This window comes from Bordetella genomosp. 9 (genome assembly GCF_002261425.1).
Classification (GTDB): Bacteria; Pseudomonadota; Gammaproteobacteria; order Burkholderiales; family Burkholderiaceae_B; genus Bordetella_C.
The window spans coordinates 390,873-415,926 of the sequence record NZ_NEVJ01000003.1 but is presented as its reverse complement, the minus strand read 5'-3'; the positions used below and the strand labels follow the sequence as shown (position 1 = coordinate 415,926).

Genomic DNA, 25,054 nt, shown 5'->3' with positions numbered 1-25,054 from the left:
CCGGGCGCCAATGAAAAAAATCCTGCGCCGATGGAAGGATTCGGCCCCGGCATCCGTCTACCCCCGTAACGACCCACACTTTCGAGACGAGGACGCGATGACCATACGCATTGCCCGCACCCGGCGCGGGGCCGCCCTGGCCCTGGCCCTGGCGGCTGGACTGGCGCTGGGGACCGCCGCCAGCGCCGCCGGCGGCGACGAAGCCGCCTTCCTGGCGGAGAACAATGCCGCCATGGACCGCATGATGGCCGGCATGGAAGCGAAACCCAGCGGCGACGTCGACCAGGATTTCGTCGCCATGATGATTCCGCACCACCAGGGCGCGATCGAGATGGCGCAGGCGGAACTGCGCTACGGCCGCAACGAACAATTGCGGCGCATCGCCCAGGAAATCATCGTCGACCAGCAGCAGGAGATCGCCGCGATGCGCCTGGCGCTCGGCCAGCCGCTGCCGCCTTCGGCACCCGCGCCGACGCAGCCTGCCGCGCCCGCGCACCCCCAGGGCGCCTCTCCCGCGTCCGCGCCCCCGGCCAGCGCGGCGCCCGGCCAGACAGCCAACCAGACCCCCACCCAGGCCGCCACCCCGGCGGCGGCTTCCGAGCCCATGTCCATGTCCCACCACCATCACACGATGTCCGCAGGAGTATCCACGCAATGAAACGCACCTTTGTCCTGAATATGGTGAGCGCCGCCCTGCTCTGCGCGGCCGCGACCTCGCATGCCGGCCAGGCGCCCGGCGCCGCCGCCGCCGCCGACGTGCCGGCCAGCCACCGCGACCGGGTCTACGCCGCCGAGCAGTTCTCCAACACCGTGTCCGTGACCGACCCGGTGGACAACCGGCTGCTGGGCGTCATCCGCCTGGGCGACCCCGCGCCGGGCAACTTCAGCCCCCTGTATCGCGGACAAGTGCTGGTGCACGGGATGGGCTATTCGCCGGACCACCGCACGCTGGCCGTCGTCTCCATCGGTTCGAATTCGGTGACCTTCATCGACACGGCCACCAACAGCGTCAAGCACGTGACCTACGTCGGCCGCTCGCCGCACGAGGCTTTCTACACGCCCGACGGCAAGGAAGTCTGGGTGACCGTGCGCGGCGAGAACTACGTGTCGGTGATCGACGCCAGGACCTACCAGGAAAAGACCCGCATCACCACGGCCGCCGGCCCGGGAATGCAGATTTTCTCGCCGGACGGCAAGTACGGCTACGTCTGTTCGTCCTTCAACCCTGAAACCGTGGTCGTGCAGGTCTCCAACCACAAGATCGTCGGCAAGGTCCCGCAGGCCAGCCCCTTCTGCCCCAACATCGCCGCCACCGCGGACGGCAAGCAGGTCTGGTTCACGCTGAAGGACGTGGGCAAGACGCAGGTCTTCGACGCGCGGCCGCCTTTCAAGCTGCTGAAGACGATAGATACCGGCCCCATCACCAACCACGTGAATTTCGCGCGCAACGACAAGGGCAGTTTTGCCTATGTGACCATCGGCGGCCTGAACCAGGTCAAGGTCTTCCGCACCGACGATTTCAGCCAGGTCGCCACCATACCGGTGGGCAAGCTGCCCCATGGCGTCTGGCCGTCCGGCGACGGCAAGCGCGTCTACGTGGGCCTGGAAAACGGCGATGCGCTCGCCGCCATCGACACGGCCACCAATACGGTGATCGGCAATGTGCCAATCGGCCAGGCCCCGCAGGCCATCGCCTACGTGCCCGACGCGGTGCCCGAGGGCGACGGCATGCAGAACCTGCAGCCGCTGGGCGTCGCCGGCCAGGCCGCCCATCTGGCCCTGCATGCGATCCGCGACGGCCAACCGCAGGCCAGCGACATGCCGCCCACTTCCGTCACCTTGTTCGACCAGGGCCTGCTGCAGGTGCTGCAGGCCTCCGCGACCGGCCTGGAGCCCCGCCATCCCTACGTGCTGGCGCTGGCCGAACATGCCGACGGCGGCGGCGCCCTGCAGCCCCTGGCGAACTTCACCACCAACCCTGCCGGATCGGCTATCGTCAACGCCATCGGCCCGATCCGCCAGGTTGTGCAGTCGGATGCCGGCGCCACGGACACCAAGCGCTACCTGGTGATCGCGCCGCAGGTCGACGGCAAGCCCGGCGCGCCGGTGCAGGTGCAGGCGCTCTGACCCGGTTCGACGCAACGAGGACTTGAAGTGGACGATATGATGCGGCTCGTCGAGCCGCTGATACCTTCGCTGCGCCGCTATGCCAGGGCGCTGCTGCACGACCCGGCGGTTGCCGATGACGTGGTACAGGACTGCCTGGAACGCGTCATCGCGCGCTGGCGCCAGCGGCGCGAGGACGGCGACACCCGCAAGTGGGTGTTCGCCATCCTGCACAACATGGCGATGGATCATCTGCGACGAGTTCGTCCGCGCGCGGCCGACATGCCGCTGCACGACGTGGACGAAGCCGTGCTGGCCGTGCGGCCCGCACAGGACGATGCCTTGCATTACAAGGACGTCGTGCGCGCCCTGGAACAATTACCGGACGAACAGCGCAGCGTGCTGTTGCTGGTCTCGGTGGAAGACATGTCATATGAAGAAGCGGCCAGGGTCCTGGACATCCCGACCGGTACGGTCACATCGCGGCTGGCGCGGGCGCGGGAGAAACTGCTGCGCATCATGCGCGTGGCCGACAGCGCCGGCCCGCGGCATGACGCGGACAATGAAAACGGCGCGCGCGACCGCCGGCGCCCGCTGCTGCGGAGAGTGAAATGAAGCGGGACGAATCACCCATCCGCGAAGAAGACCTGCACGCCTATGTGGACGGCGCGCTGCATGGCGCCCGGCGCGCCCAGGTCGAGGCCTACCTGGCCGGCCACCCCGAGGTCGCCGACCGCATGCGCCAGCACGCCGGCCTGCGCCGGCGCCTGCGCGACGAGCTGGCGCCCGTCATGGAAGAACCCATCCCGCCCGAACTCGACCTGGCGCGCATGGTGGAAGCGTACCGGCAGCGCCGCCGCATCCCCTGGCGCATCGCCGCATCCATCGTGCTGGCCCTGGGCATCGGCGGCGTCGGCGGCTGGAACCTGCGCGGCGGCGCCGCGGGCCCGGGCATCGGCGCGCCCGTCGCCACGCAGGAGCTTGCCTCGGCGGGCGGTATCGCCGCGCTGGCCCGTGAAGCCGCCGCCAGCTACCAGGTCTACGCCGCCGACCCCACGCGGCCCGTCGAAATGCCCGCCACCGACAGCGCCCAGCTGGTGGCGTGGATCTCGCAACGGCTGGACCGCCGCATCGCCCTGCCCGACCTGGACGCCGCCGGCTATCGCTTCATGGGCGGCCGGCTCGTCGCGACCGAACACGGCCCTGCCGGGCTTTTCCTGTACAACGACACGCACGGCACGCGCATCGCCATGATGGTCCGCCCCATGGCGGTGGAAGGCGACACGCCGATGTCGGCCCACAAGCAGGGCGACGTGTCCGGCTATGCGTGGTCCGACCAGGGATTGGGCTACAGCCTGATGGCGCCGGCCTCCGTGCCGGACATCCACCCGGTGGCCGACGAAGTGCGGCGCCAGGTGGACGGCGCGCCCCGGCGAGGATAGGCGGCGATTAAGCTGCGAAGGGGCGGCGCGCCTCAGAACTGGAAATAGATGAACTCGGTCCTGCCGAAGACGCCGAACAGCAGCACGTAATAGGCAAGGCCGACCCCCGCCACGGTGTTCAGGGGCGCGATCGCCGCCAGGCGCCGCAGGCGCTCCGGGCGATAGACCAGCTGGTAGTCGACGACGAACAGCAAGGCGAGCGACAGCGCCAGCACCGCGCTCTGGAAGGCGGAGAGCCCCAGCGTATTGAACACGCCGTAGGACATCGTCCCCGGCGCGCCCAGATGGCGGAAGACGTTGGCCGCATCCGACAGCGAGCCGGCGCGGAAGAACACCCAGCCCGCCAGCACCAGGAACAGCATCCACACGCGTCCGGCCATCGACGACAGGCCAGGCAGCGCGTCGGCCAGCCAGCGCTTCAGGGTGGTGTCGCGGAACCAGCGCTCCAGCACCAGGCCCAGGCCATGCAGCGCGCCCCACGCCACGAAGGTCCACGCGGCGCCGTGCCATATGCCGCTCACCACGAACACGATGACGATGTTGCGCACGGCCGCGCCTTCGCCGTTCCGGTTGCCGCCCAGCGGCATATACAGGTAATCGCGGAACCAGGACGACAGGGAGATATGCCAGCGCCGCCAGAATTCGGTCAGGCTGGCCGAGAAGTACGGCTGCCTGAAATTGATCATCAGCTCGTAATCCATGATGCGCGCGGCGCCGCGGGCGATGTCCGAATATCCCGAGAAATCGCAATAGATCTGCACCGCGAACAGGAGCGCGGCCAGCACGTGATAGCCGCCGGAATACGCGTCGGGGGTCGCGTAGATGCCGGCGACGAAAGGCGATATCGCGTCGGCGATACACATCTTCTTGAACAGTCCGTAGCCAATCAGCCAGCCGCCGCTGACCAGGTTGTCGTAACGGAATACGTGGCGGCGGCGGAACTGCGGCAGCATGTGCCCGCCCCGCTCGATGGGCCCGGCCACCAGCTGCGGGAAGAACGACACGTACTGCGCGTAGGTCACGAAGTTGCGCTCGGCCGGAATACGGCGGTTGTAGACGTCCAGCGTGTAGCCCACCGACTGGAAGGTGTAGAAGGAAATCCCGACCGGCAGAATCAGGCCCAGGGCATAGGCCGGGATCTCGATGCCGAAGAATCCCGTGATCCCCACGATGTTGGAGATCAGGAAGTCCAGGTACTTGACCGTACCCAGGATGCCCAGGTTGATGCCCAGGGCGGCCAGCATCGCCAGGCGCCGCGCCGCCTGCGTGCGCGCCCTTTCCATGGCCAGCGCGGTGGTGTAGTCCACCACCGTGGTGAAGGCCAGCAGGATGGCGAACGACGGACGCCAGCCCATGTAGAACAGGTAGCTGGCCACCAGCAGCACGAGCGGCTGGCGCTTCGCCGGGACCGCGAAGAAAACGGCCAGGAAAACGGCGAAGAAGGCGAAGAATTCGAACGAGTTGAATAGCATCAGTTCAACAGCCCGGTGTCGGCGACCAGGCGCGCCAGATCGCTCGTATACGCCGTCGCGCCCAGGGGATTCAGGTGCACGGCATCCGAGTAATCCTTGGGCGGGTAGATCCAGTAGTCGGGTCCGACGATGCGCATGCCGGGGTGACCGGCGACGGCCAGGTCGCGGCCGGCATCGGCCGCCGGCGGCGCGGCCTGCGCGTGCATGCGCATATTGCCGGGCACCAGGATCACCTTGAAGCCGTGCTGGCGCGACAGGCGCTCCAGTTCGTCCAGCACGAACGAAGACTCGGGAATGTCGCGCGGCAGGATTTCCGCCGGATGATCGGTCGGGATGGCATAGTCATCGGGCAGCTCGCCGCTGGGGAAGAAGCTCTGCCCCTTGATGAAATACCAGCCGCGCTGCGACAGCATGTGATCCCGCTCGTGGCGCCCTTCCTCGTAGCGCTGGCGGAATTCGAAATGGCTGGTGGCGACGAAGGCCACCAGGTCGCGCGGCAGGTCGCGGAACGGGATCAGCGTGTACAGGATGGTTTCGTCGTCGCGCAGCCTGTCCAGCAGCGTCGGCCGCGGCTTGCTGTCCCAGGGGATGGTCAGGAAGACGTGCGTGGGGATGTTCCCCGCCGTGATCGCCGCATTCAGTATCGGCAGGATGCGGCCGTCGCCGGGCAGGCCCAGGTTGTACGAATGCACGCCCGGCTTGAAGGCCGCGTCGAACTGTTCCGGCCGGAAGCCGGCCAGCGTCTTGCTGTTGCCGAACACCAGGATCCGCGCCCGGTCTTCCGAAGAAAACATGCGCGCCTTGACCAGCGACTCGAACTTGGCTTCCAGCACCACGTCGGCGCCGGGACGGATCAGCGGCAGGGCCTGGTAGCAGGCATCCAGCAGCACCCACACCGCCGCCGCCATCAGCAGGAAGCGCGTCAGCGCCCTGGCCGGCGTGGCGGCGCGCGCAGCCGCCGCCTGTCCCTCCAGCGCCATGCTCATGGCGCTCAGGGACTCCACGTTTTCGTCTTGCATGATGAACGCGCTTCCTTTCGACCTGAGCCAGGGAGGTCGCCGTTCCTCCCCGGCCGCCGCAAAAACGGCCAAGTCGTATCGAGCGCTACCCAAGCCGGTCGCTTTACATTTTGTCAGGTACAGCGATTTGGCTGCATCCTGGCATGCCGCGGCTCATCCTTTCCATCCGGCATTCGCATGAGCCGCCTGCCTGGCTTTCTCACGGCAGAGGCGCACGAAGGTCTCCACCGCGGCATTGGGAGACCGGGACTTCAGGGTCGTCGCCGATATGCGCCTGCGCGGCCGCACGCGCGCCGAGAACGGCAGCAGCACCAGACCGTCCATGTTGAAGGACGCGGTGGTCGAGCGCGGAAACACGCCATAGCCCAGGCCCGCGACGATCAGGCCGATCATGGTGGCCACGTGCTCGACCTCGTAGGCGGGCACGAAGGACAGTCCCCGCTTCAGGTATTCCCTGTCGATGATGTGGCGCACGCCGCTGCCGCCCTTCTTGGCAATCTGCGGGTACGCGACCAGGTCTTCCCAGGTGATGCCGCGACGCGCCGCCAGCGCATGGCGGTCGGCGCACAGCACCACCAGATCATCCATGAGCACGTCGCGCTGCAACAGGTCGCTGGCGTCGTCCCGACGCGGCGTCAGGGCCAGGTCCACCGCGCGCGTGCGCACGAGTTCCACGGCCTCGTCAGACAGCACGTCGTACAGCCGCAGGTCGACCTGAGGATAGGCGGCCGCGTAGGCGCCGATGATGCCTGGCAGGAAGCTGGCGGCCAGCGACGGCGCCATTGCCAGCGACAGGCTGCCGCGCTCACCGGCGGCATGACGGCGGATGTGGGCCAGCCCATGCTCGACGTTATCCAGCAGGCCGCGCGCGATGGCGGCGAATTCGGTGCCCACCGCCGTCAACGCCACCGTGCGCGTATCACGGTCGAACAGCCGCGCGCCTATCGTCTCCTCGAGCCGCCGTATGTTCGAACTCAGCGCCGGTTGCGAAAGATGCACGATGGCGGCCGCCTTGCTGAAGCTCAGCGTGTTGGTGACGGCCACGAATGCCTCGAGCTGCTTGATCGTGATACTCATAAATTTAATGAATAGATATATAGAAAAATGAAAATTCACGAATCAACCCGACTTTACTACAGTGGCTCCATGGCACACGCAAGGAGACACCCCATGAGCGCGCAGGCAAACGCTTTACCGCAAGGCAGCAAAATAACCGTGGTCCCCACCGGCGCCGCGCTGGGCGCCGACATCGTCGGCTACGACATGCGGCGCGCCCCAACCGCGGAAGCGCTCGCGGTGATCGAGCAGGCCTGGGCCGATCACCTGGTGCTGCGCTTTCGCGGCAACCCCGGCCTGGCCGCCGAACACCTGATCGCCTTCTCCAGCGCCCTGGGGCCGCTGGACAAGCGGCCGGTCAAGGGTTCGATACGCGGCGGCACCAATGACCTGCCGCTGGAAATCAACGTGATTTCCAATATCATCGTCGACGGCAAGCCCATCGGCGGGCTGGGCGCGGGCGAGGCGGAATGGCATTCCGACATGACCTACAAGGACGTGCCGCCCAAGGCCAGCTGCCTGTACTCGCTGGAAATCCCGCCGGCCGGCGGCGGCACCAGTTTCGTCAATATGTACAAGGCCTACGAAGACCTGCCGCCCGCGCTGAAACAGCGCGTCGAAAACCTGAAATGCGTGCATGACGCCAGCATCAACAGCACCGGAGAGCTGCGCGAAGGCTATGCGCGCGTCACCGATCCCCGCGATACGGTGGGCGCCATTCATCCCGTGGTCAAGGTGCACCCGGTCACGGGACGCAAGTGCCTGTTCCTGGGGCGCCGCCGCAACGCCTACCTGGTGGGCCTGCCGCTGGAAGAAAGCGAAGCCCTGCTCGATGAGCTGTGGGCGCGCTCCACGCGGCCGGAGGCCAAGTGGACGCAGATCTGGCAGGTCGGCGATGCCATCCTGTGGGACAACCGCTGCACCATGCACCAGCGCGACGCCTTCGACGCGTCGAGCCGGCGCCTGATGTATCGCACGCAGATCGGCGAACGCCTGGCGGCGTGATCCGCCGTGCGGCGGCGCGCCCCGCAGAGGGCGCCCGCGATGACATCCCCGCCCTCGCGGCGGCGAAACGAGAGGAGACAGCAGCATGGACAAGAAAGCGGCATTGCCCGGCCGCGGGCCGTGCGCACACCTACCAGTGCCCCTGACCGCGCGCCTTCTGGCGCACGCCGTCCTGGCCGTGTGCCTGGGCGTCGCGGCCGCATCGGCCCGGGCCGACGCCTACCCGCAGCACACGATCAACATGATCGTTCCCTTCGCGCCGGGCGGCCCGACGGACGTCTTCGCCCGCGTGCTGGCCGACAAGCTCGGCCGCCAGCTCGGCCAGTCGGTGATCGTCCTGAACCGAGGCGGCGCCGCGGGCAATATCGGCGTGGCGCAGGCCGCGCGGGAAACGCCGGACGGATACACCATCCTGTTCGGCACCGCGTCCATCGCGGTCGCCCCGTCCGTGTACCGGAAACTGGCGTACGACGCCATCAAGGACCTGCAGCCGGTCGCGCTGGTGGGGTCCTGTCCCGCGCTCGTGCTGGTGGCGCCCGATGGACCCGCCACCATCCAGCAACTGGTATCGACCTTGAAGGCGGCGCCGGGCAAGTACAGCTACGCGACGTCGGGCTACGCCAGCGCCACCCACCTGGTGACGGAGTTCTTCAACCGCCAGGCGGGCGTGGACGCGTTCGTGGTGCCGTATACCGGCTCCGGCCCGGCGCACCAGAACATGATCGCCAAGCGCCACCTCTACACCTTCGAAACGGCGAGTTCGGCGATGTCGCTGGTGCGCAATGGTTCGCTGAAAGCCATCGGCATCGCGGCCAATCACCGGTCGCCGGAATTGCCCGACGTGCCGACCATCGCCGAAGCAGGCATTCCCGGCGTGGACGCATCGACGTGGAACATGGTGTTCGTGCCGGCGAACACGCCCATGCCCATTGTGGACAAGCTGAACAAGGCCATCAATGCGGCCCTGTCCGATCCGGCGACCGCCGACAAGCTGAAAAGCCTGGTCATCGAGGTCACGGCGGACTCCACGCCCGCGTCTTCCGCCGCATACCTGAAGAGCGAGATCGACCGCTGGGCCGGCATCGTGCGCACGTCCGGCATCAAAACAATGGAGTAGCGTCCGCATGAAAGTGGAATACGCCGCGGTGCGGCAGGTCGCCTTCCCCCTGACCGTGCCCTACAAGCTGTCGACGGGCGACAAAGTGATGTTCGACCCGTACGTCGTCGAGATCCACGCCGGCGGCGGCGTGGGCTGGGGCGAATGCATGGTGTCCGTGGGATACACCACGGAATCGCGCGCCGATTCATGGCAGGCCCTGCTCGACATGGGGCGCCGCATACCCGGCATGACGCTGGCGCAGGCACGCACGGTGGTCGACGGCCATGCCGCGCGCCTGCCTGGCGTCTGCAGCGCGATGTATGGCGCGCTGGACATGCTGGCCGGGCACGCCCTGCTGCAGGTGCGCGAGGATGCGTCCGTGCCCCTGCTCGCCCCCTGCCAGGAGGACGAGGAACACGCGTTGCGCGACGAGATCGGGCAACTGGTCGAACAAGGCTTCCGTACCTTGAAGGTGAAGGTGGGCTTCGACTGGCGCCGGGACCTGGAACGCGTGCAACGCATCCAGCGCGTCGCCGCCGGGCGCGCGACCCTGCGGCTGGACGCCAATCGCGGCTACGACAGCGCGGACGGCATCCGTTTCGCGTCGCGCCTCGATCCGGCCGGGATAGAACTGTTCGAACAGCCGTGCGCCTCGGACGACTGGACCGGCAATGCCGCGGTGGCGGAACGTTCCACGGTCCCGGTCATGCTGGACGAGTCCATCTACGGGGTCGACGATATCGACCGGGCCGGCGCCATTCCCAATGTCGGCTACGTCAAGCTCAAGCTGAAGAAGATCGGCCGCCTGGACGATCTGTGCGCCGCGCTGGGGCGCATCCGCGCCCTGGGCATGGTGCCGGTGCTCGGCGACGGGGTGTCGCTGGAAATCGCCTGCTGGATGGAAGCCTGCGTCGCGGTCGCGGCGATCGACAACGCCGGCGAAATGAACGGCTTCCTGAAAGCCCGCGAACGGCTGCTGGAAAACCCGTTGCGCTTCCAGGACGGCGGCATCCTGCTGCCGGCCGGATACCATCCAACGGTGGACCGTGCCGCGCTGCGCGACCACCTGGTGCAGGAGCAGGCCTTTCACACGCCACCGCGGTAACTTCGTTGTCATTCGAGCGTCATAGCATCCCTTGCAGCAAACAGGGAGCAGGACGTGAACGGGATAGACGAGGAACTGGTACGGCGCATACACCGTGACCTGGCGGACCACTACGACGAAGAGCTCGAGCTGGAGCTGGAAGACCGCACCTTCGAGGAGCTGCAGGGCGAACCGGCCCACATGCCCACGGACGAGGAGAAAGCCTGGCGGCGCACCTACTTCCGCGAGCTGTTCCGCCTGCAGGGCGAACTGGTCAAGCTGCAGAACTGGGTCGTCGCCACCGGGCACAAGGTGGTGATCCTTTTCGAAGGCCGCGATGCCGCCGGCAAGGGCGGCGTGATCAAGCGGATCACCCAGCGCCTGAACCCCCGCGTCTGCCGCGTGGCCGCCCTGCCCGCGCCCAACGACCGCGAACGCACGCAGTGGTATTTCCAGCGCTACGTGTCGCACCTGCCGGCCGCCGGCGAAGTCGTCCTGTTCGACCGCAGCTGGTACAACCGCGCGGGCGTCGAGCACGTCATGGGCTTCTGCAACGACGAACAGTACGAAGAGTTCTTCCGCACCGTGCCGGAATTCGAAAAGATGCTGGTCCGCTCCGGCATCCAGTTGATCAAGTACTGGTTCTCGATCACCGACGAAGAGCAGCACCTGCGCTTCCTGGGGCGCATCAACGATCCGCTGAAACAGTGGAAGCTCAGCCCCATGGACCTGGAATCGCGGCGCCGTTGGGAAGCCTACACGCGCGCCAAGGAAACCATGCTGGAACGCACCCACATCGATGAAGCGCCCTGGTGGGTGGTGCAGGCGGTGGACAAGAAGCGCGCCCGCCTGAACTGCATCGCGCACCTGCTGACGCAGATGCAATACCACGAGGTCGAACGTCCCGGCATCGTCCTGCCGCCGCGCGAACGCCACGCCGACTACGTCCGTCATCCAGTCCCGCCCGAGATGATGGTCCCCGAACGCTATTGACCGTCCCGCGCCGCCCGCCCCGCCCATACGCGGCAGGTGCCGGCGCGCCGCGCGGGTTCTTCCCCGCCTGAAAAGGTACATCCATGAATACCGCATCCGACACCGCGGCGCTGCCGTCCTCGCAGGGCGCCGCGCACCGCCAGGCCGCGCGGCCGCGCTTCGACCAGCGGACCGGCCCGGTCACGGCGACCGTGGCCGGCACCATGGCCGCCAACCGGTCGGGGCTGCAACTGGCCACGCTGCGCAACCTGGCGCTGGCCTGGGTGCTGACCCTGCCGGCCGCGATGCTGCTGTCGGGCCTGCTGTACTGGGCGCTGCGGCACCTGTTCTGAGCCTGTTCCGGGCGTCAGAACAGCCGCAGTTTCTTCAGCAGCAACAGCATCCCGGCGCCCAGCGCCCCCATCAGGCCCAGGACCCACCAGAACGCGCCGGGGGTCTGCAGCCCAGGCACGTCGGCCATGTTCATGCCGAAGATGCCGGACAGCAGGGTGCCGGGCATCAGCAAGGCGGTCAGGACGGACAGCACCATCAGGTTGCGGTTCATCTCCTCGGCCATCTGCGAGGCGATCTCTTCCTGCAGCAGCTTGGCGCGTTCGTACAGGGCGTCGATGGTGCCGGCCAGGCCGTGCAAGCCGTCGATGACCTGCGCCAGGTGGTCGCGCGCATCGCTGTCGGCCCAATCGTGGCCCAGGGTGCACAGGCGTCCGAGGATGTTCCGCTCGGGATTGATGTAGCGGCGAAACTCCGCCAGTTGGCGGCGCACGGCGCTGAGCGCGCTGCGGTCGGCCTCGCGCCGGTCCGACAGCACGGACGCCTCGATATCGTCGACCTCGTCGGTCAAGGCCTCCAGCTTTTCCTGGAAGCCTTCGTGCAGGCACTGCAGCAGACCGGCCAGCAGATTCAGCGTGCAATCGTAGTCGGCGCCCTCCTCGATCAGGCGGCGCAGCTTGTCGGTGGATCGCAGCGCGCGGGTGCGCACGGTGATCAGGCGCGTGCCGTCCATGAAGAAATGCAGCACGCCTTTTTCATCGTCCTGCGCGTCGGCGTCCATCTTCAGGTCCACCAGCAGGCCGTGCACGCCGTAGTCGGTGACGTGCAGGCGCGGACGGCTGTCGCGGCCCGCCAGGAAATGACGGGCGGCCTCCGGAATATCCTGCGCGTGCTCCAGCCAGTCATGGATGCGGCTGTCGGCGATCTTCAGGTGGATCCAGGTGAATTCCCCGGGCCCGGCGGGCGCGCCGTCCTGGATGTCGGCCCAGTTCAGCCGCACGGGCTGTCCGCCACCGAAACGAAAGGCGCAGATCAGGCCCCCGGGTCCGGCCGAAAGGGTAAGCAAGCGCTTGCGGCTGGCGAGCGGATCCGTGCGGACGGTAGTATCCATGGGGCGGCGTACCGGTGGGAGTCGGTGAAACAGGCGCCATCAATACCGTTGCCCCATGACGCCAGTATGACAACGCATCCGCCCTAAGTGTGTTGTCAGCCGGCGACTGTACCCTTGCGGGTACCGACGGCGCCGCAGGCGCCGCGGATAACGAAAACAACAACGGAGACAGGACCATGACGTTTGGAGAGACGTTCGGTATTCAATGGAAGGACGCCGTGCGCGGCGTCGCGTGGAAAGCCGCCGCGCGCGGGATCGTGGCACGGGTCGCCACGGCGGCGCTCGCCATGGTGGCCATGGCCGGCGCCATGGCCGCCCCGCCCGCGAGCACAAGCACGGGCAAGCCGCTGACCCTGCAAGCCCAGGGCAGCTTCTTCGTCGGCGGCCGCGAGGTGCGCTCGGACACCTTGTCGACGGCGCCCGGACGCGGCGCCGAAGGCACCATCACCGTCGACCAGATGTACGTCAGCTACCAGATACCGCCGCGCGCCAGGCGCTATTCCATCACGCTGATCCATGGCTGCTGCCTGACCGGCAAGACCTGGGAAACCACGCCGGACGGCCGCATGGGTTGGCAGGAATACTTCGTCCGCAAAGGCTACGCGACGTACACCATCGACCAGGTCGCGCGCGGGCGCTCGGCCTTCGATCCATCCGCCATCAATAGCGTGAAGATGGGCAAGACGGCGCCCGACACCCTGCCCGCCCTGTTCGCGGCCGGGCATGAGGAAGCCTGGACCGTGTTCCGCTTCGGTCCGGAGTATCCCAAGCCCTACCCCAACCTGGCCTTTCCCCTGGAAGCCCAGGCCGAACTGTGGAAGCAGCTGGTGCCCGACTGGTTCGCGGCCCTGCCGTCGCCCAATCCCACCGTGCCCAATCTGTCGACCCTGGCCCGGCAACTGCGCGGCACGATCCTGATGAGCCATTCGCAGGGCGGCGTCTACCCCTTCCAGACGGCTGCGATCAGTGCCGAGGGGATAGCCGGCATCGTCGCGATCGAGCCGACGGTATGCCCCGCGGCGACCGGCGATCTCAAGCCCTACACGCGGCTGCCCATCCTGGTGGTCTATGGCGACAACGTCGAAATCGCCCCGCGCTGGGCGCCCCGGCTGCAGAAATGCCGCGAATTCATCGATGCGGTCGCCAAGGCCGGCGGCAACGCGCGGCTCGTGGAACTGCCGCAGGTCGGCTTCCGCGGCAACTCCCACATGCTGATGCAGGACCGCAACAGCCTGAAGGTCGCCGACTGGTTGCTGGATTGGATCGACCGCAATATCGAAAAACAGCCGCGCCCACGCACCGCGGGTTCCGCCGGTTGAGCAGGAGACGACGATGCAAAGACGCCAATTACTGGGTCTGCTGGCGACGGCCCCGCTGTGGTCGGCGGCGCGCGCCGACGATGGCCTGATGCCGGTCGCGGTCAACCAGACCACGATAGAAAGCGGCCCCCTGCTGATCGGCAATCCGCCCGGCATCCGCGTGGTGCGCCTGCCGAACGGGCGCGCGGCGTCGGCGCAGCTGGTGGGTGGCCAGGCCGACGCCGCCACCGGCAGCGAAACCCAGGCGACGCTCAGCGCGGTGCTGCAGCCGCAGCTGCGGATAATCCTGACGCTGGCCGAATGCCATTACCGGATGGTTGGCCGCCGCAGCGCCGGCGTACACCGCATCGCCGACCTGCGCGGCAAGCGCGTCGCCTATACGCCGGCGACGTCTTCCGAGTACTTCCTGCGCGTCATGCTGCAATCGGCCGGCTTGACGCTGGCCGACGTCACGCCGGTCAAGCTCGAACCGGAAGCCATGCCGCCCGCCCTGGTCCAGGGCCAGGCCGACGCGATGGCGATGTGGGAGCCTCACCCGCAGAACGCCATCGACCAGCTCGGCAAGGATGCGATCGTCATGACGGATCCGCGCAAGCCGCCCCACGCCTACTTCGAGCGGTTCAACCTGAATACGACCACGGCGGTACTGAATGACCCGCGGCGGCGCGAGGCGCTGGTGCGGTCGGTGAAGACGATCGCCGACGTGTCCGGGGAATTGAGCGCCCATCCGCGCAAGTATTGGCCGGCCCTGTCCAAGGCCGTCAACGCGCCCGTGCCCGTGATCGAAAAGGCATGGCCGCAATTCCGCTTTCCGGCCCGGCTGGATACGGAATCGCTGATGACGGTGCTGACCGACATGGAGCCCTGGGCGGCGGGCGTACAGCAGCGCGCGCCGCGCACGCGGCAGGAACTGGCGCGGATGCTCGATACCAGCGTGGCCCGCGACGCCGGGCGATAAGGGCCGGCATGCCCACAGGCGTTCTCGTGCATCACGTGCCATCCGGACGCGCTTTGCACGCCGTGCGCACCTCGCCCGGTGCGGCCGCCGTCCCCAAAAGCGACCGGCGTCGGGGCGGTTGGCTACCTTTTACTTATAAAAGCATGAATTTTCCGGAGGTCGCAACCGGGCGCGTCGGCGTAGGGATGTGCCATAAGGGATGGCCTCGCACGGTCGCCACGGCCCGCTGTCAGGGCCCACTGAGCGAAGTCGCAATTGTTCCCGGCCGGGACGCGCTGTGTAATCGGCGCCGGCCTGGCGTGCCGTCGCTGCTTATGCGCCAGCGCCGCGACACAACGCGGCCGGTCGCCCTATTCGCGCCGCTGCCGCACCCCGTAGGTCCATCGCTGGATACATCGAGGTCCACATCATGCGCAGCCATTTGCACCGCCCCGTGGCGCTTGCCTTCGCCTTGTCCATTTCTTGCGCGGCCAACGCGCAGACCGCCGCGGCGGTCGTGCCCAGCCTCTCCGTGACGTCCGAGCAGATATACCTGACAAACACGACCGAGCAGGAGATCGTGCTGTTCGTGGAATCGGAGAACACGCAACGCACCGAGTACCACCTGCTCCCCGGCACGGCCCGAACGCTCAGCGGCGAGCCGGGAGACCGGTGGCTGAACATCGAGATGCAGCCCGGGGCCATGCCGGCGGGCGCCCCCACCGCAGCCGCCGGATCGGCCACGGCCACCCGGCCTTAGCCGTCGCGGGGTCATGGGGCTGTGCTATATAGACGCACCGCCACTGAAACCCTGCAACGATGCCCGCCTGGATCGACGTTTTCCTGCTGTTTCTGCGCCTTGGATTGACGTCCTTCGGCGGCCCGGTTGCCCATCTGGGGTACTTTCGCGGCGAATTCGTCGAACGCCGCAAATGGCTGGACGAACACACGTATTCCGATATCGTCGCGTTGAGCCAATTCCTGCCCGGCCCCGCCAGCAGCAAGGTCGGCATGACCATCGGCCTGATGCGGGCCGGCTGGGCCGGCATGCTGGCCGCCTGGGTGGCGTTCACCCTGCCTTCGGCGCTGCTGCTGATCGTGTTCGGCCTGGGCCTGTCCCGTTACGGCGGGCTCGCCGGTTCAGGCGCCGTCCATGGCCTGAAGATCGTCGCCGTGGCGATCGTGGCGCAGGCGGTATGGGGCATGGCCCGCTCGCTGTGCCCGGATCGGCCCCGCGCCATGCTGGCCGTCGCGGCGACATTGCTGACGCTGTTGCTGCCTACCGCGTGGAGCCAGGTGGGCGCCATCGTAGCCTGCGGCCTGGTGGGCGCGGCGCTGTTGCGCGTCCCGCCACGGCCCTTGCCCGCGGCCATGGCCTTGAACATCGGCACGCGGACCGGCGCCGTCGCCCTCGTGTTGTTCTTCGTGCTGCTGGCCGGCCTGCCCGTGCTGGCGGAGCTGACGGGACAGGCGTGGCTGACGCAGTTCGCCGGCTTCTATCGTTCCGGCGCGCTGGTGTTCGGCGGCGGCCACGTGGTGCTTCCCCTGCTGCAGTCCACCGCGGTCAGCGGCGGCATGGTGTCGAACGCCGACTTCCTGGCGGGGTATGGCGCGGCGCAGGCGGTGCCGGGACCGCTGTTCACGTTCGCGGCCTTTCTCGGCACGGTGTCCAACGGGCCCTTGTCCGGGTGGGCCGGCGGGTTCGCCATGCTGGTGGCGATCTTCCTGCCCGCCGCGCTGCTGGTGGTGGCGGCCTTGCCCTTCTGGCATTTGCTGCGCTCGCGGCCAGGCATACAGAACGCGGTCGCCGGCATCAATGCCGGCGTGGTGGGGATACTGCTGTCCGCGCTGTACAACCCGGTCTGGACCAGCGCCATCGGATCGCCGGCGGATTTCGGCCTGGCGTTGCTGTGCTTCGCGCTATTGACGGTCATGCGCTGGCCGCCGCTGCTGATCGTCGCCCTCGCCGCGGCGGGCGGCTGGTTGATGGCGGCGGTCGGCTGATGCTGGCCCGTACCGCCGCTGCCGGCGTCGCTCCCACGCTGAGCGTACAGGCCAATCACCAACCCCTACCAAAATACATCAAGTACACGCCTCAACTTACTGATTAAATTCGGTTGTTCACCCTTCTCCGAGTTAAGAAATCACTTTAAAGAAACTACTTTAAATAATTTTCTTTAACTCGGGCGAAGGGGCAGGCTCACGTGAAGTCGGCGGCTCAAGGATGATCCAGCGGGCTCGGCGCCGCATGGATCTGCAGCCGGTAGATCCACACCGGGTACTGCACCTCCATACGGCCGCTATTGAACGCCGGCGTACGGCTGAGCTGCGAAGCCGGAATCCACAGGAAACCCTGGCGGTCGATCCACAGCGCATCGCCCCAGACCAGGCGATCGTCCTGGATCACCGTGGAGATCTTGCCCTCGGGGCTGATCCGCAGGATGCGATGCTTGTCGGTATCCGTGGTGTACAGATTGCCCTGGGCGTCGATGGCCGTGCCGCCCGTGCTGGGCGTGTCAGCCCAGGCCAGCTCGACCCGAGACTCGATTTCCTTTTCGGACACCGCCGGATCGTTCAGCCAGCGCGTGGCGATCCGCGCCATGGGACCGGAAGCCGGCTGGAAGTACAGCCATTGCCCGTCCGGCGACACTTCCAGCTGGTCGGCATGGACGCGCACCGGCTGGCCCTTGGTATCCAGCACCGCATGGCCATCCGCCCGCAACTGCCGCATGGCGGTGGTGGCGTTATTGTTGTCCAGCACCCGGCGCACTGCCCCGGTCTGCAGATCGAGCACGATCAACCCGGGCGCGCCGGCGTCGGTCAGATAGGCGTAGCGGCCGTTGAAGCGGACGTCGTCGATAAAGCTGTACGGATAGACGGCGGCCGCCAGGTCGTAGGTCTGCAGCAGCTGCCGGGTCTGCGGATCGAAGCGGAACAGCCGCGCGCCGCCCTTGACCGCCTGCTGGCCCATGCCCGGCGCCCCGGCATCCAGGATCCACAGCTTGCCGTCCGGACCGGTGCGCAGCGAATTCACTTGCACATAGCCCGATCCCACCGTGCCGGGCGCCCAGCTCTGCGGGCTGTTCCAGCTGGCGTCGGGGAACGGATAAGGCTGGCCTTGCGCGTCCAGTTCGGCAACCTGCATGCCTTTGCCGTCAGCCTGCGGATAGCTGACGAACACCCGGCCTTCCGGCGTGGTGGTGACGCCGTTCAGCACCCTCTGGCTCTGGAAGGTGGGGACCAGCGGTTCATTGCTTTCGGGACGGCTCGCGCAACCCTGGATGATGGCAAGCGCGAGGCAGGCCGTGGCGAGACGGCCCATGACGGTCAGGGATTTGGCCAATGGCATGCGGATTCTCCTTGAATCGACGCGCTGGCGACGCGCCGAATTGAAAGATGACGGGGCCGCACGACGGGCGCGCCGGCCTTGCCGGTGGCTGCTCTAGCAAACAGCGGACCGCGATGGCCGAATGGCGTAACTACTTATGACTAGCCAGAAGGACTAGCCCGGGGATCGAGGGCCGCGGGAGGCTTTCCGGGCACCGCCTCTGGCCCGGTCCTTGTCGGTCAGGAGATCGACGCTGGTGGCCTGCTCCACCCATGCCAACGCGTCGACGTAGGAAAGAAATTGATGCAGGTATTCGGGAGAAACCTCGCGCATAAGCGACAGGGTGCGGTGCACCAGCAGGCTGGAGTTCAGCGGCCCGGCGTTTTCCGGGACGCGCTCTTCGGATTGCTTCAACTGCCGGCGGGTCTTGTAGCGGCCCCAGGTGTCGCGGAAGAAGTCCAGCAATGCGAGGTCGGGATAGCTGGCGGCGGCCATGCTCGGCGCGGCGTCTTCGGCCGAAGCAGCCGAAGCAGCCGAGGCGGCCGGCCTGGCGGCGGTTGCCTGCAATTCCCGGATAAAGGCGGAAAGCGGACTTTCCGGCCCCGGCGTCGCCGCCGGCTGCCCGCCGTCCGGATGGCCTTCGACGGGTTGCACGCGGGCCGCGTCGACATCGCGCTGATAGGCCTGCACCCGTTGCGCCAGCCTTTGTTCCAGCACGCCGCGCGCGGCATCGCCTTGGGCGGCGGCGGCGCGGCGCGCCAGCGCCTCGATGATGCGGAACCGGGTCGGGTCCAGCCGATCGGCGCCCTGTTCGCGCCAGGCCGCCAGCGTATCGAGCACGCTGGGCGCCGTGGCGCCGTCTGGTGGCGCCTTACTCACCGCCCGGCCTCTGGGCGCCCGTGCCGGCCGGCGGCGCCGTTTGCGGCACCATCTGCGGCGCGCGCTCCTGCCCCGCCTGCCGTGGCACCGGCGCGATTTCCACGCGGCGGTTCTTGGCGCGGCCATCCGCGTCGGCGTTCGACGCCACCGGATGCTCCGCCCCGAAGGCCGCCGCAAACACCGACTCCGGCGCCACCCCGGCGTCGATCAGCGCCCGCGTCACCGTCAGCGCCCGTTGCGCGGACAGCTCCCAATTGTCGGCAAATCCGCGATTGTTGCCGCGCACCTGCTGGTTGTCGGTGAAGCCGCTCACCATCAGCACCTCATCGCGGGTACGCAGGTAATCGGTCAGCGGTTGCGCCAGGCTCTTCAGCACCTCGCGCCCCTCGGGCTGCAACTGGTCGGAATTCAAGGCGAACAGCACATTCCCGCTGATGCCGATGCGGCCGTTGACCAGGGTGATGCGCCCCGTCGCCAGCGGCACGGCCAGCGCCTGCTCCAGCGTCTGGCGCCGCTGCGTCTCGGCCTGCCGCTGCTTGACTTCCTCGTCGAGCTTGGCCGACAACTGCAGTTGCAGGCCCACCACACCGACCAGGATGAGAACGAAGGCGCCCAGGGCGGCCGACATCAGGTCGCCAAACACGGCCCAGGTCGGGACCGTGGTCTCGATGCCGCCATCGATATCGTCGTTCATGCCGCTTCGCTACCCGCCGACGTGCGCTGCTCGGCCAGTTGCTGCAGCTCCTCGATGATCTGCTTCTGCGACATCACGCTCAGGTCGATCGCCTCGCGCGCCTGCGCCACGTAATACGCGAGCTGCTCGTCGCTGCGGGCGATGGATTTTTCCAGGGCCCCTTCGATGCGCTGCAGATGCTCCATCAGCTTTTCGTTGGACTGGCCATAGGCCTGCACGGCCGCGCCAAAGGCGTCGCCCATGCTCGCCACCTCGACCACGCTGCCGGAAACCAGGCCCGCGGCTTCCGCCAGTTTGGCGGTTTCCGCTTCCAGCGTATCGGTGAACTGGCTGCCGACGCGCGCCAGCAGATCGGCGGATGTGCCGACCAGGGCTTCCACGGCCTCGCGCTGTTCGGTGGACGCGCGATTGACCGCGTCCAGCAAGGTGCCCAGGGTGTCGAGCAGCCGGCTGCGTTCTTCCAGCATGGCGTTGTCGCGGACCATGCTGTCGGACAGCTTCTGGCGCAGCTCGGCGACCACGTCGGCGGCCGCGCGCGGCGCTTCCGCGGCGGCTTGCACCAGGCGTTCGATCTCGGCGATGGTCTCGCGGGCATGCGATTGCGTATGTTCGGTGATCTCGCGCGCGGTGCGCGACAGCGTGTCGCAGATTTCCTGCTGACGCGCCGTCGTCTGTTCGCCGGTCTCGCGCCATTGCGCGCGCATGTCGCCCGCGATGGCGGACAGCGAGCCGGTCCAGGCATCCAGCCTTTCGCGGTCGCGCGCTTCCAGAGCCAGCCGCTGGCTGTCGTGGGTCTGCTCGACCGCCTGCAGCAAGGCCACGGATTGTTGTTCGAAGCTCGCCAGCAATTGGGCCAGCAGCGCGGCGGAATGCTGCTCGAAGGCCGCGGCGGCCGCGGTCAGCGCCTGCTGGTTGCGCGTCGCCAGTTCGCCGCCGACATCCTGCTGCAAGGCCAGTGCGTCCGTCCAGGCGCGCGACATGTCCGCGGTGACGGTATCCAGACGGCCGGCGACCGCGTCCACCAGGCTGGCCGAGCGCTGCTCGAACGTGCCGGCATAGCGATCCAGCGTCCCGCGCAGGTCGTCGGCCAAGGCGGCATTGCTTTGCCTGTGCTGGTTCAGCGCCTGGTTCCAGAGCTGTTCCAGCGCGGCCGCGGTGGCCTCGAAACGGGTGGACACGCCGTCCAGCTGCTTCTGCACGGCATCGGCCACCGTATCCTGCTGCCGCTGCAGCGCCAGGGCGATGGTTTCCCGCTGCGCCAGCGTGGCCTGGGCCACGGCGTCGTGCTGTTGCCGGGCGGCCTGGGTGATGGCGTCGTGCTGCCGTTCGACCGCCTGGGTAATCGATGCATGTTGCCGTTCCACCGTCTCGGTAATGGACGCATGCTGCCGTTCCACCGCCTCGGTGATGGAGGCATGCTGCCGATCCACCGCCTGGGTGAAGGATACGTGCTGCCGCTGCACGGCCTGTTCGATCGCTTCGTGCTGCTGCCTGACCGCCTGCGCGACGGATTCGCGCAAGGCCGCGGTTTCGCGCGCCAGGCCGGCCATGGTCGCTTCGACGACCGGCTGCAGGGCCGCGCCCGCCAGGCGAGCGCCCTCGGCCGCGCTTTCCTTCAGCGTGTGCTCCACCGACGCGGCCAGCCGCGCGTAGGCGGCCTCCGTCTTCTCGTGGAAGGCTTCCTGGCCAGCGCCCAATCGGGTGTTCAGGGCATCCTGCCCGGAAGCCAGCCGCTGGTCGAGCGCCGCCTGTCCGGTGGCCAGGCGTTCGCCCATGGCGGCATGCTGCCGCTCCATCGCCGCCATGCCGCTGGCCAGTTGCTCGTTCAGCGACTGATTGCGCTGCTCCATGCCCGTCATCATGGTCTGTAGACGGTCCACCAGGACGGGCATCGCCTCGGCCTGGCGTTGCAGCAGACGGAAGGTCTCGTCGCGCCGATGGGCGGCCGTGTGCTCGCGCAGCACCGTGGCGACGCCCATGTCCAGCCGCTGTCCGGCCAGGATGCGCTCGCGCCGGCACAGCGCCGACAGCAAGCCCAGCGCGGCCGAGGCCGCCACGCCCGCGACGGACGTGCCGAAGGCGAAGCCCAGTCCCTTCACGGGAGCCGCCAGCGACGCCCGGATGGCTTGCAGATCCGTCGCGCTTTCCAGCGCGATGCCGGTGCCGCGCAGGGTGGCCACCATGCCGAGGAAGGTACCCAGCATGCCCAGCAACACCAGCAGGCCCACCAGGTAAGGCGTGAGCGCCGGTCCGGGCAGCGCCACGCGGTCGCCTTCGACCCGCAGGCGCACCGGCCCGCGCAAGGCGGGGTGCAGCGTGTCCAGCCAGCCCGCCAGGGTGGCCGGCGGCGTCGACAGGCCGGCCAGCGCGCGCGATAGCGTGCCCGTCGCCACCTGGTAGCGGCGCAGCTCCCAGCAACCGCCCAGGAAAACCACCGCGATCATGGCGGTCATCGCCAGCGCCAGGGGATTCGAACCGATATAGCCCGCGCCCACCCAGCCCACGACGGCCAGGCCCAAGACGAAAGCAGCGATAGAGAGAATTCTGGTCATGACATCCCGGGTTCAGCGCGGCCGCCGCGCGGAACGCGCAACGCCGCCAGCAGGCCTTCGACAGGCTTGAAACGAATATCCAGTTCGGCGAGCAGGATTGCACGCATGTCCTGGCGAAATACATCCAGCCACGCGCCGGCGGCGGCCGGCGGCGGATGGCCGGCGTCCTCGGCCTCGGCCAGGGCGGCGGCCTCGGCGCGGCGCAGGCGGTGGAAATAGCCTTCCAGCAGGCCCGGCACCGCCGCCAGGGCATTGTGTTCCCGCGCGCCCAGGGCTTTTTCCATGATGGCGTCGACGGCCGCCAGCTGCGTCATGGCCGGCGTGCGGCCGGCCATCATGCCGCGCAGGCGCGTGCGCAGGTTGCCGATGCCGGTTTCCATGGCTTGTTGCAGGGAAAGATAGCGCTGCCGGTAAAGGCCGTAGTCGACCGGCGCCGCGGGCGCCCGCCCACGCTCGGCCGCGGCGGCGCGCGTCCTGGGATGGCTGTCCGCCGCCCTGGGCGCGCGGTTCTTTTCCGTGATGGCGTTGGTCAACGCGTTGCGCACCCGGGCACACTCCTCTTCTTCCGCGCTGTCGGGCTGGCGATCCGCCGTCGGCGGATTGCTGTTCAGCACCGCGGACAGGGCAATCGCGTCCGTCCAGCCCAGCCACAGGCTGAGCCGGTCGGCCAGGGACTGTCTGGGTTCCGAAACATCGATGTCCGTCAGGCGGGCAAGCAGGCGAACCAGGGTCGGGCCGCTCAGGCCTGCGCGCCGGTGTGCTGAATCCATACCGCCGAATCAAAAATCCGGCAGTTTACACGGCGCCTACACGCCAGCTCCGGAAATACATCGTACTACGATATACTTGCGCCATCCTCCATCGTGGCTTTCCGGAATGACGCGCGCATGACCCTGCACCCCGACAAGAACAAGGGCGATTTCGCCGCCAGCGCGCGCTTGCTGCGCATCGCGGCGATCGCCGCCGTGATCGGCATACTCAGCACCCTCACCGCCTATGCCCTGCTGCGGCTGATCGGCTTCTTCACCAACCTGTTCTTCTTCCAGCGGCTGTCCTTCGACGCGCGTTCTCCCGCGGACAACGCCCTGGGCCTGTGGGTCATCGTCGTCCCCGCCATCGGCGGCCTGATCATCGGGCTGATCGCGCGCTATGGCACGGAAAAGATCCGCGGCCACGGCATTCCGGAAGCGATCGAAGCCATCCTGTTCGGCAAGAGCCGCATGTCGCCCAAGGTGGCCGTGCTCAAGCCCTTGTCCTCGGCGATCGCGATCGGCAGCGGCGGCCCGTTCGGCGCGGAAGGCCCCATCATCATGACCGGCGGCGCCATCGGCTCGCTCATCGCCCAGCATTTCCACCTGAGCGGCGCCGAACGCAAGACCCTGCTGGTGGCCGGCGCGACGGCCGGCATGACGGCCGTCTTCGGCACGCCGATCGCGGCGGTCATGCTGGCGGTGGAGCTCCTGCTGTTCGAACTGCGGCCGCGCAGCTTCCTGCCGGTCGCGGTCGCGTGCGCGGTGGCCGGCTTCTTCCGGCCCCTGGTCCTGGAAGGCGGCGCGCTGTTTCCCCTGCAGACCGACGTGCTGGGGCCGACGGGCCTGGTCGCCTGCGCCGTCGCGGGCGTGGTCGCGGGCGCCTTGTCCTGGGGCCTGTCGACGTCGCTCTACAAGATGGAAGACCTGTTCATGAAGCTGCCGCTGCACTGGATGTGGTGGCCGGCGCTGGGCGGCCTGGCGATCGGCATCGGGGGGTACTTCCAGCCGCGCGCGCTCGGCGTGGGCTACGACGTCATCGGCGACCTGCTGCACAACCACCTGGCGCTGGGCGCCGTGGCGGGCCTGATCCTGGTCAAGGCCGTCATCTGGGTCATCTCGCTGGCGTCGGGCACCTCGGGCGGCGTCCTGGCGCCCCTGCTCATGATGGGCGCGGCGGCCGGCGCCATACTCGGCCCGTACATGCCGGGCGGCCAGCCCGGGCTCTGGCCCATGGTATCCATGGCGGCGACGCTGGGCGGCATGATGCGCGCGCCCATCATGGCGGTGCTGTTCGCCTTCGAGCTGACGCACGACGTCAACGCCCTGCTGCCGCTGCTGACCGCATCCGCCTGCGCCTATGGCTTCACGGTGCTGGTCATGCGCCGTTCCATCCTGACGGAAAAAATCGCCCGGCGCGGCTACCACATCTACCGGGAATACGGCATCGATCCGCTGGAACGTCACTTTGTTCACGAGGTCATGACGGCCGCCGTGCGCACCATCGATGCCGACGTGGCGCCGCGCGTCGCGCTGGACGGCTATTTCGGCGAAGGACAGACCCACCGTGCCTATCCCGTGGTGCGCGCGGGCGCCCTGCTCGGCATGATCGACCGCGACGCGCTGCTGCAGGGCCTGGCCGATCCGGCGGCGCACAGGATGGCTGACCTGTTCGGCGCCAACGTGCCCATCATGGCGCTGCCCGGCGAAACCTGCCGCACCGTGGCCAATCGCCTGGCCGTCCATGGCCTGGAACGCGTGCCGGTCGTCGCCGACGCCGCATCGCGCCGCCTGGTCGGCCTGATCAGCCGCAGCGACCTGGTCAAGCCGTCGCTGGCGTTTTCCGAAGAAGAAGAGCGCTTCGAGACCTTCCGCCGCACGCCCCTGCATGCGCTGTTGCGCCAGCGGCCGGCGCAGCCGCCCGGGCCTTGACCATGCT

At 68.0% G+C, this 25,054-nt stretch carries 23 protein-coding genes; 14 read left to right on the top strand and 9 right to left on the bottom strand.

All coding sequences use genetic code 11. The features are described 5' to 3' along the window. Positions 1-10: 10 nt before the first annotated feature. Genes CAL26_RS13110 through CAL26_RS13095 form a run of 4 tightly spaced genes read left to right on the top strand, consistent with a single transcriptional unit; the run spans position 11 to position 3,548 of the window. A complete protein-coding gene (locus tag CAL26_RS13110) occupies positions 11-658 on the top strand; it encodes a DUF305 domain-containing protein (protein ID WP_094847352.1) in 648 nt (215 codons plus the stop codon). After that, positions 655-2,127, top strand: coding sequence for a YncE family protein (locus CAL26_RS13105; RefSeq protein ID WP_094847351.1), 1,473 nt, complete (start codon positions 655-657; stop codon positions 2,125-2,127). Before CAL26_RS13110 ends, CAL26_RS13105 begins: the two co-directional genes overlap by 4 nt. A 36-nt stretch (positions 2,128-2,163) precedes the next feature. Beyond that, the gene (locus CAL26_RS13100) at positions 2,164-2,721 is read left to right on the top strand and encodes an RNA polymerase sigma factor (protein WP_218831588.1); all 558 of its coding nucleotides are present in this window, start codon (positions 2,164-2,166) and stop codon (positions 2,719-2,721) included. After that, a complete protein-coding gene (locus tag CAL26_RS13095) occupies positions 2,718-3,548 on the top strand; it encodes an anti-sigma factor family protein (protein ID WP_094847349.1) in 831 nt (276 codons plus the stop codon). Before CAL26_RS13100 ends, CAL26_RS13095 begins: the two co-directional genes overlap by 4 nt. A gap of 32 nt (positions 3,549-3,580) precedes the next feature. Here the strand turns inward: CAL26_RS13095 and CAL26_RS13090 are convergent, their stop codons facing one another. The 3 genes from CAL26_RS13090 to CAL26_RS13080 all read right to left on the bottom strand — a co-directional run bounded on the left by CAL26_RS13090 (position 3,581) and on the right by CAL26_RS13080 (position 7,116). Next, entirely contained in the window at positions 3,581-5,020 is a 1,440-nt protein-coding gene (locus tag CAL26_RS13090; RefSeq protein WP_094847348.1) for an MBOAT family O-acyltransferase, read from the bottom strand. Then, on the bottom strand, positions 5,020-6,039 hold the full coding sequence (locus tag CAL26_RS13085; RefSeq protein ID WP_094847347.1) for a hypothetical protein: 1,020 nt from the start codon (positions 6,037-6,039) through the stop codon (positions 5,020-5,022). Before CAL26_RS13085 ends, CAL26_RS13090 begins: the two co-directional genes overlap by 1 nt. Before the next feature lie 153 nt (positions 6,040-6,192). Beyond that, positions 6,193-7,116: a LysR family transcriptional regulator gene (locus CAL26_RS13080; protein ID WP_094847346.1), complete on the bottom strand. Its 924-nt coding sequence runs from the start codon at positions 7,114-7,116 to the stop codon at positions 6,193-6,195. Between the two features lie 93 nt (positions 7,117-7,209). Here CAL26_RS13080 and CAL26_RS13075 point away from each other — a divergent pair, with 93 nt between their 5' ends. The 5 genes from CAL26_RS13075 (at position 7,210) to CAL26_RS13055 (ending at position 11,608) form a co-directional block, all read left to right on the top strand. Continuing rightward, positions 7,210-8,100 (top strand): TauD/TfdA dioxygenase family protein, encoded by an 891-nt coding sequence (locus CAL26_RS13075; protein WP_094847345.1) that lies wholly within the window; start codon positions 7,210-7,212, stop codon positions 8,098-8,100. 85 nt (positions 8,101-8,185) lie between these two features. Next, on the top strand, positions 8,186-9,217 hold the full coding sequence (locus tag CAL26_RS13070) for a Bug family tripartite tricarboxylate transporter substrate binding protein (RefSeq protein WP_094847344.1): 1,032 nt from the start codon (positions 8,186-8,188) through the stop codon (positions 9,215-9,217). Between the two features lie 7 nt (positions 9,218-9,224). Then, positions 9,225-10,304, top strand: a complete 1,080-nt coding sequence (locus CAL26_RS13065; protein WP_094847343.1) for a mandelate racemase/muconate lactonizing enzyme family protein — start codon at positions 9,225-9,227, stop codon at positions 10,302-10,304. Between the two features lie 54 nt (positions 10,305-10,358). Then, positions 10,359-11,276: a polyphosphate kinase 2 gene (ppk2, locus tag CAL26_RS13060; RefSeq protein ID WP_094847342.1), complete on the top strand. Its 918-nt coding sequence runs from the start codon at positions 10,359-10,361 to the stop codon at positions 11,274-11,276. Positions 11,277-11,359: 83 nt separating this feature from the next. Continuing rightward, positions 11,360-11,608 carry a hypothetical protein gene (locus CAL26_RS13055; protein ID WP_094847341.1) on the top strand — a complete coding sequence of 83 codons (249 nt, stop codon included), beginning with the start codon at positions 11,360-11,362 and terminating at the stop codon, positions 11,606-11,608. A gap of 14 nt (positions 11,609-11,622) precedes the next feature. On the opposite strand, the gene CAL26_RS13050 is transcribed toward CAL26_RS13055, so the two are convergent. Further along, positions 11,623-12,657 (bottom strand): CorA family divalent cation transporter, encoded by a 1,035-nt coding sequence (locus CAL26_RS13050; protein ID WP_094847340.1) that lies wholly within the window; start codon positions 12,655-12,657, stop codon positions 11,623-11,625. Between the two features lie 176 nt (positions 12,658-12,833). Between CAL26_RS13050 and CAL26_RS13045 the strand changes: the two genes are divergently transcribed. From CAL26_RS13045 to chrA, 4 genes are all read left to right on the top strand, one after another. After that, complete coding sequence (locus CAL26_RS13045; RefSeq protein WP_218831548.1) at positions 12,834-13,976, top strand: esterase; 1,143 nt, start codon at positions 12,834-12,836, stop codon at positions 13,974-13,976. 13 nt (positions 13,977-13,989) lie between these two features. Continuing rightward, the gene (locus CAL26_RS13040) at positions 13,990-14,934 is read left to right on the top strand and encodes an ABC transporter substrate-binding protein (RefSeq protein WP_094847339.1); all 945 of its coding nucleotides are present in this window, start codon (positions 13,990-13,992) and stop codon (positions 14,932-14,934) included. Positions 14,935-15,343: 409 nt separating this feature from the next. Then, complete coding sequence (locus CAL26_RS13035) at positions 15,344-15,673, top strand: hypothetical protein (RefSeq protein WP_094847338.1); 330 nt, start codon at positions 15,344-15,346, stop codon at positions 15,671-15,673. A gap of 59 nt (positions 15,674-15,732) precedes the next feature. Then, positions 15,733-16,917 carry a chromate efflux transporter gene (gene chrA, locus CAL26_RS13030; protein ID WP_094847337.1) on the top strand — a complete coding sequence of 395 codons (1,185 nt, stop codon included), beginning with the start codon at positions 15,733-15,735 and terminating at the stop codon, positions 16,915-16,917. A 214-nt stretch (positions 16,918-17,131) separates the two neighbouring features. Here chrA and CAL26_RS13025 read toward each other — a convergent pair whose 3' ends face one another. The 5 genes from CAL26_RS13025 to CAL26_RS13005 form a co-directional block, all read right to left on the bottom strand. Continuing rightward, positions 17,132-18,262 (bottom strand): SMP-30/gluconolactonase/LRE family protein, encoded by a 1,131-nt coding sequence (locus CAL26_RS13025; RefSeq protein WP_218831547.1) that lies wholly within the window; start codon positions 18,260-18,262, stop codon positions 17,132-17,134. Positions 18,263-18,415: 153 nt separating this feature from the next. Continuing rightward, positions 18,416-19,120 carry a DUF2894 domain-containing protein gene (locus CAL26_RS13020; RefSeq protein WP_094847336.1) on the bottom strand — a complete coding sequence of 235 codons (705 nt, stop codon included), beginning with the start codon at positions 19,118-19,120 and terminating at the stop codon, positions 18,416-18,418. After that, the gene (locus CAL26_RS13015) at positions 19,113-19,814 is read right to left on the bottom strand and encodes an OmpA family protein (protein WP_094847335.1); all 702 of its coding nucleotides are present in this window, start codon (positions 19,812-19,814) and stop codon (positions 19,113-19,115) included. Before CAL26_RS13015 ends, CAL26_RS13020 begins: the two co-directional genes overlap by 8 nt. Beyond that, positions 19,811-22,366 (bottom strand): DUF802 domain-containing protein, encoded by a 2,556-nt coding sequence (locus CAL26_RS13010; RefSeq protein WP_094847334.1) that lies wholly within the window; start codon positions 22,364-22,366, stop codon positions 19,811-19,813. Before CAL26_RS13010 ends, CAL26_RS13015 begins: the two co-directional genes overlap by 4 nt. Continuing rightward, positions 22,363-23,136 (bottom strand): DUF3348 domain-containing protein, encoded by a 774-nt coding sequence (locus CAL26_RS13005; protein ID WP_094847333.1) that lies wholly within the window; start codon positions 23,134-23,136, stop codon positions 22,363-22,365. Before CAL26_RS13005 ends, CAL26_RS13010 begins: the two co-directional genes overlap by 4 nt. A 117-nt stretch (positions 23,137-23,253) precedes the next feature. On the opposite strand from CAL26_RS13005, the gene CAL26_RS13000 reads away from it, so the two are divergent. After that, entirely contained in the window at positions 23,254-25,047 is a 1,794-nt protein-coding gene (locus CAL26_RS13000; RefSeq protein ID WP_094847332.1) for a chloride channel protein, read from the top strand. Positions 25,048-25,054: the final 7 nt, after the last annotated feature.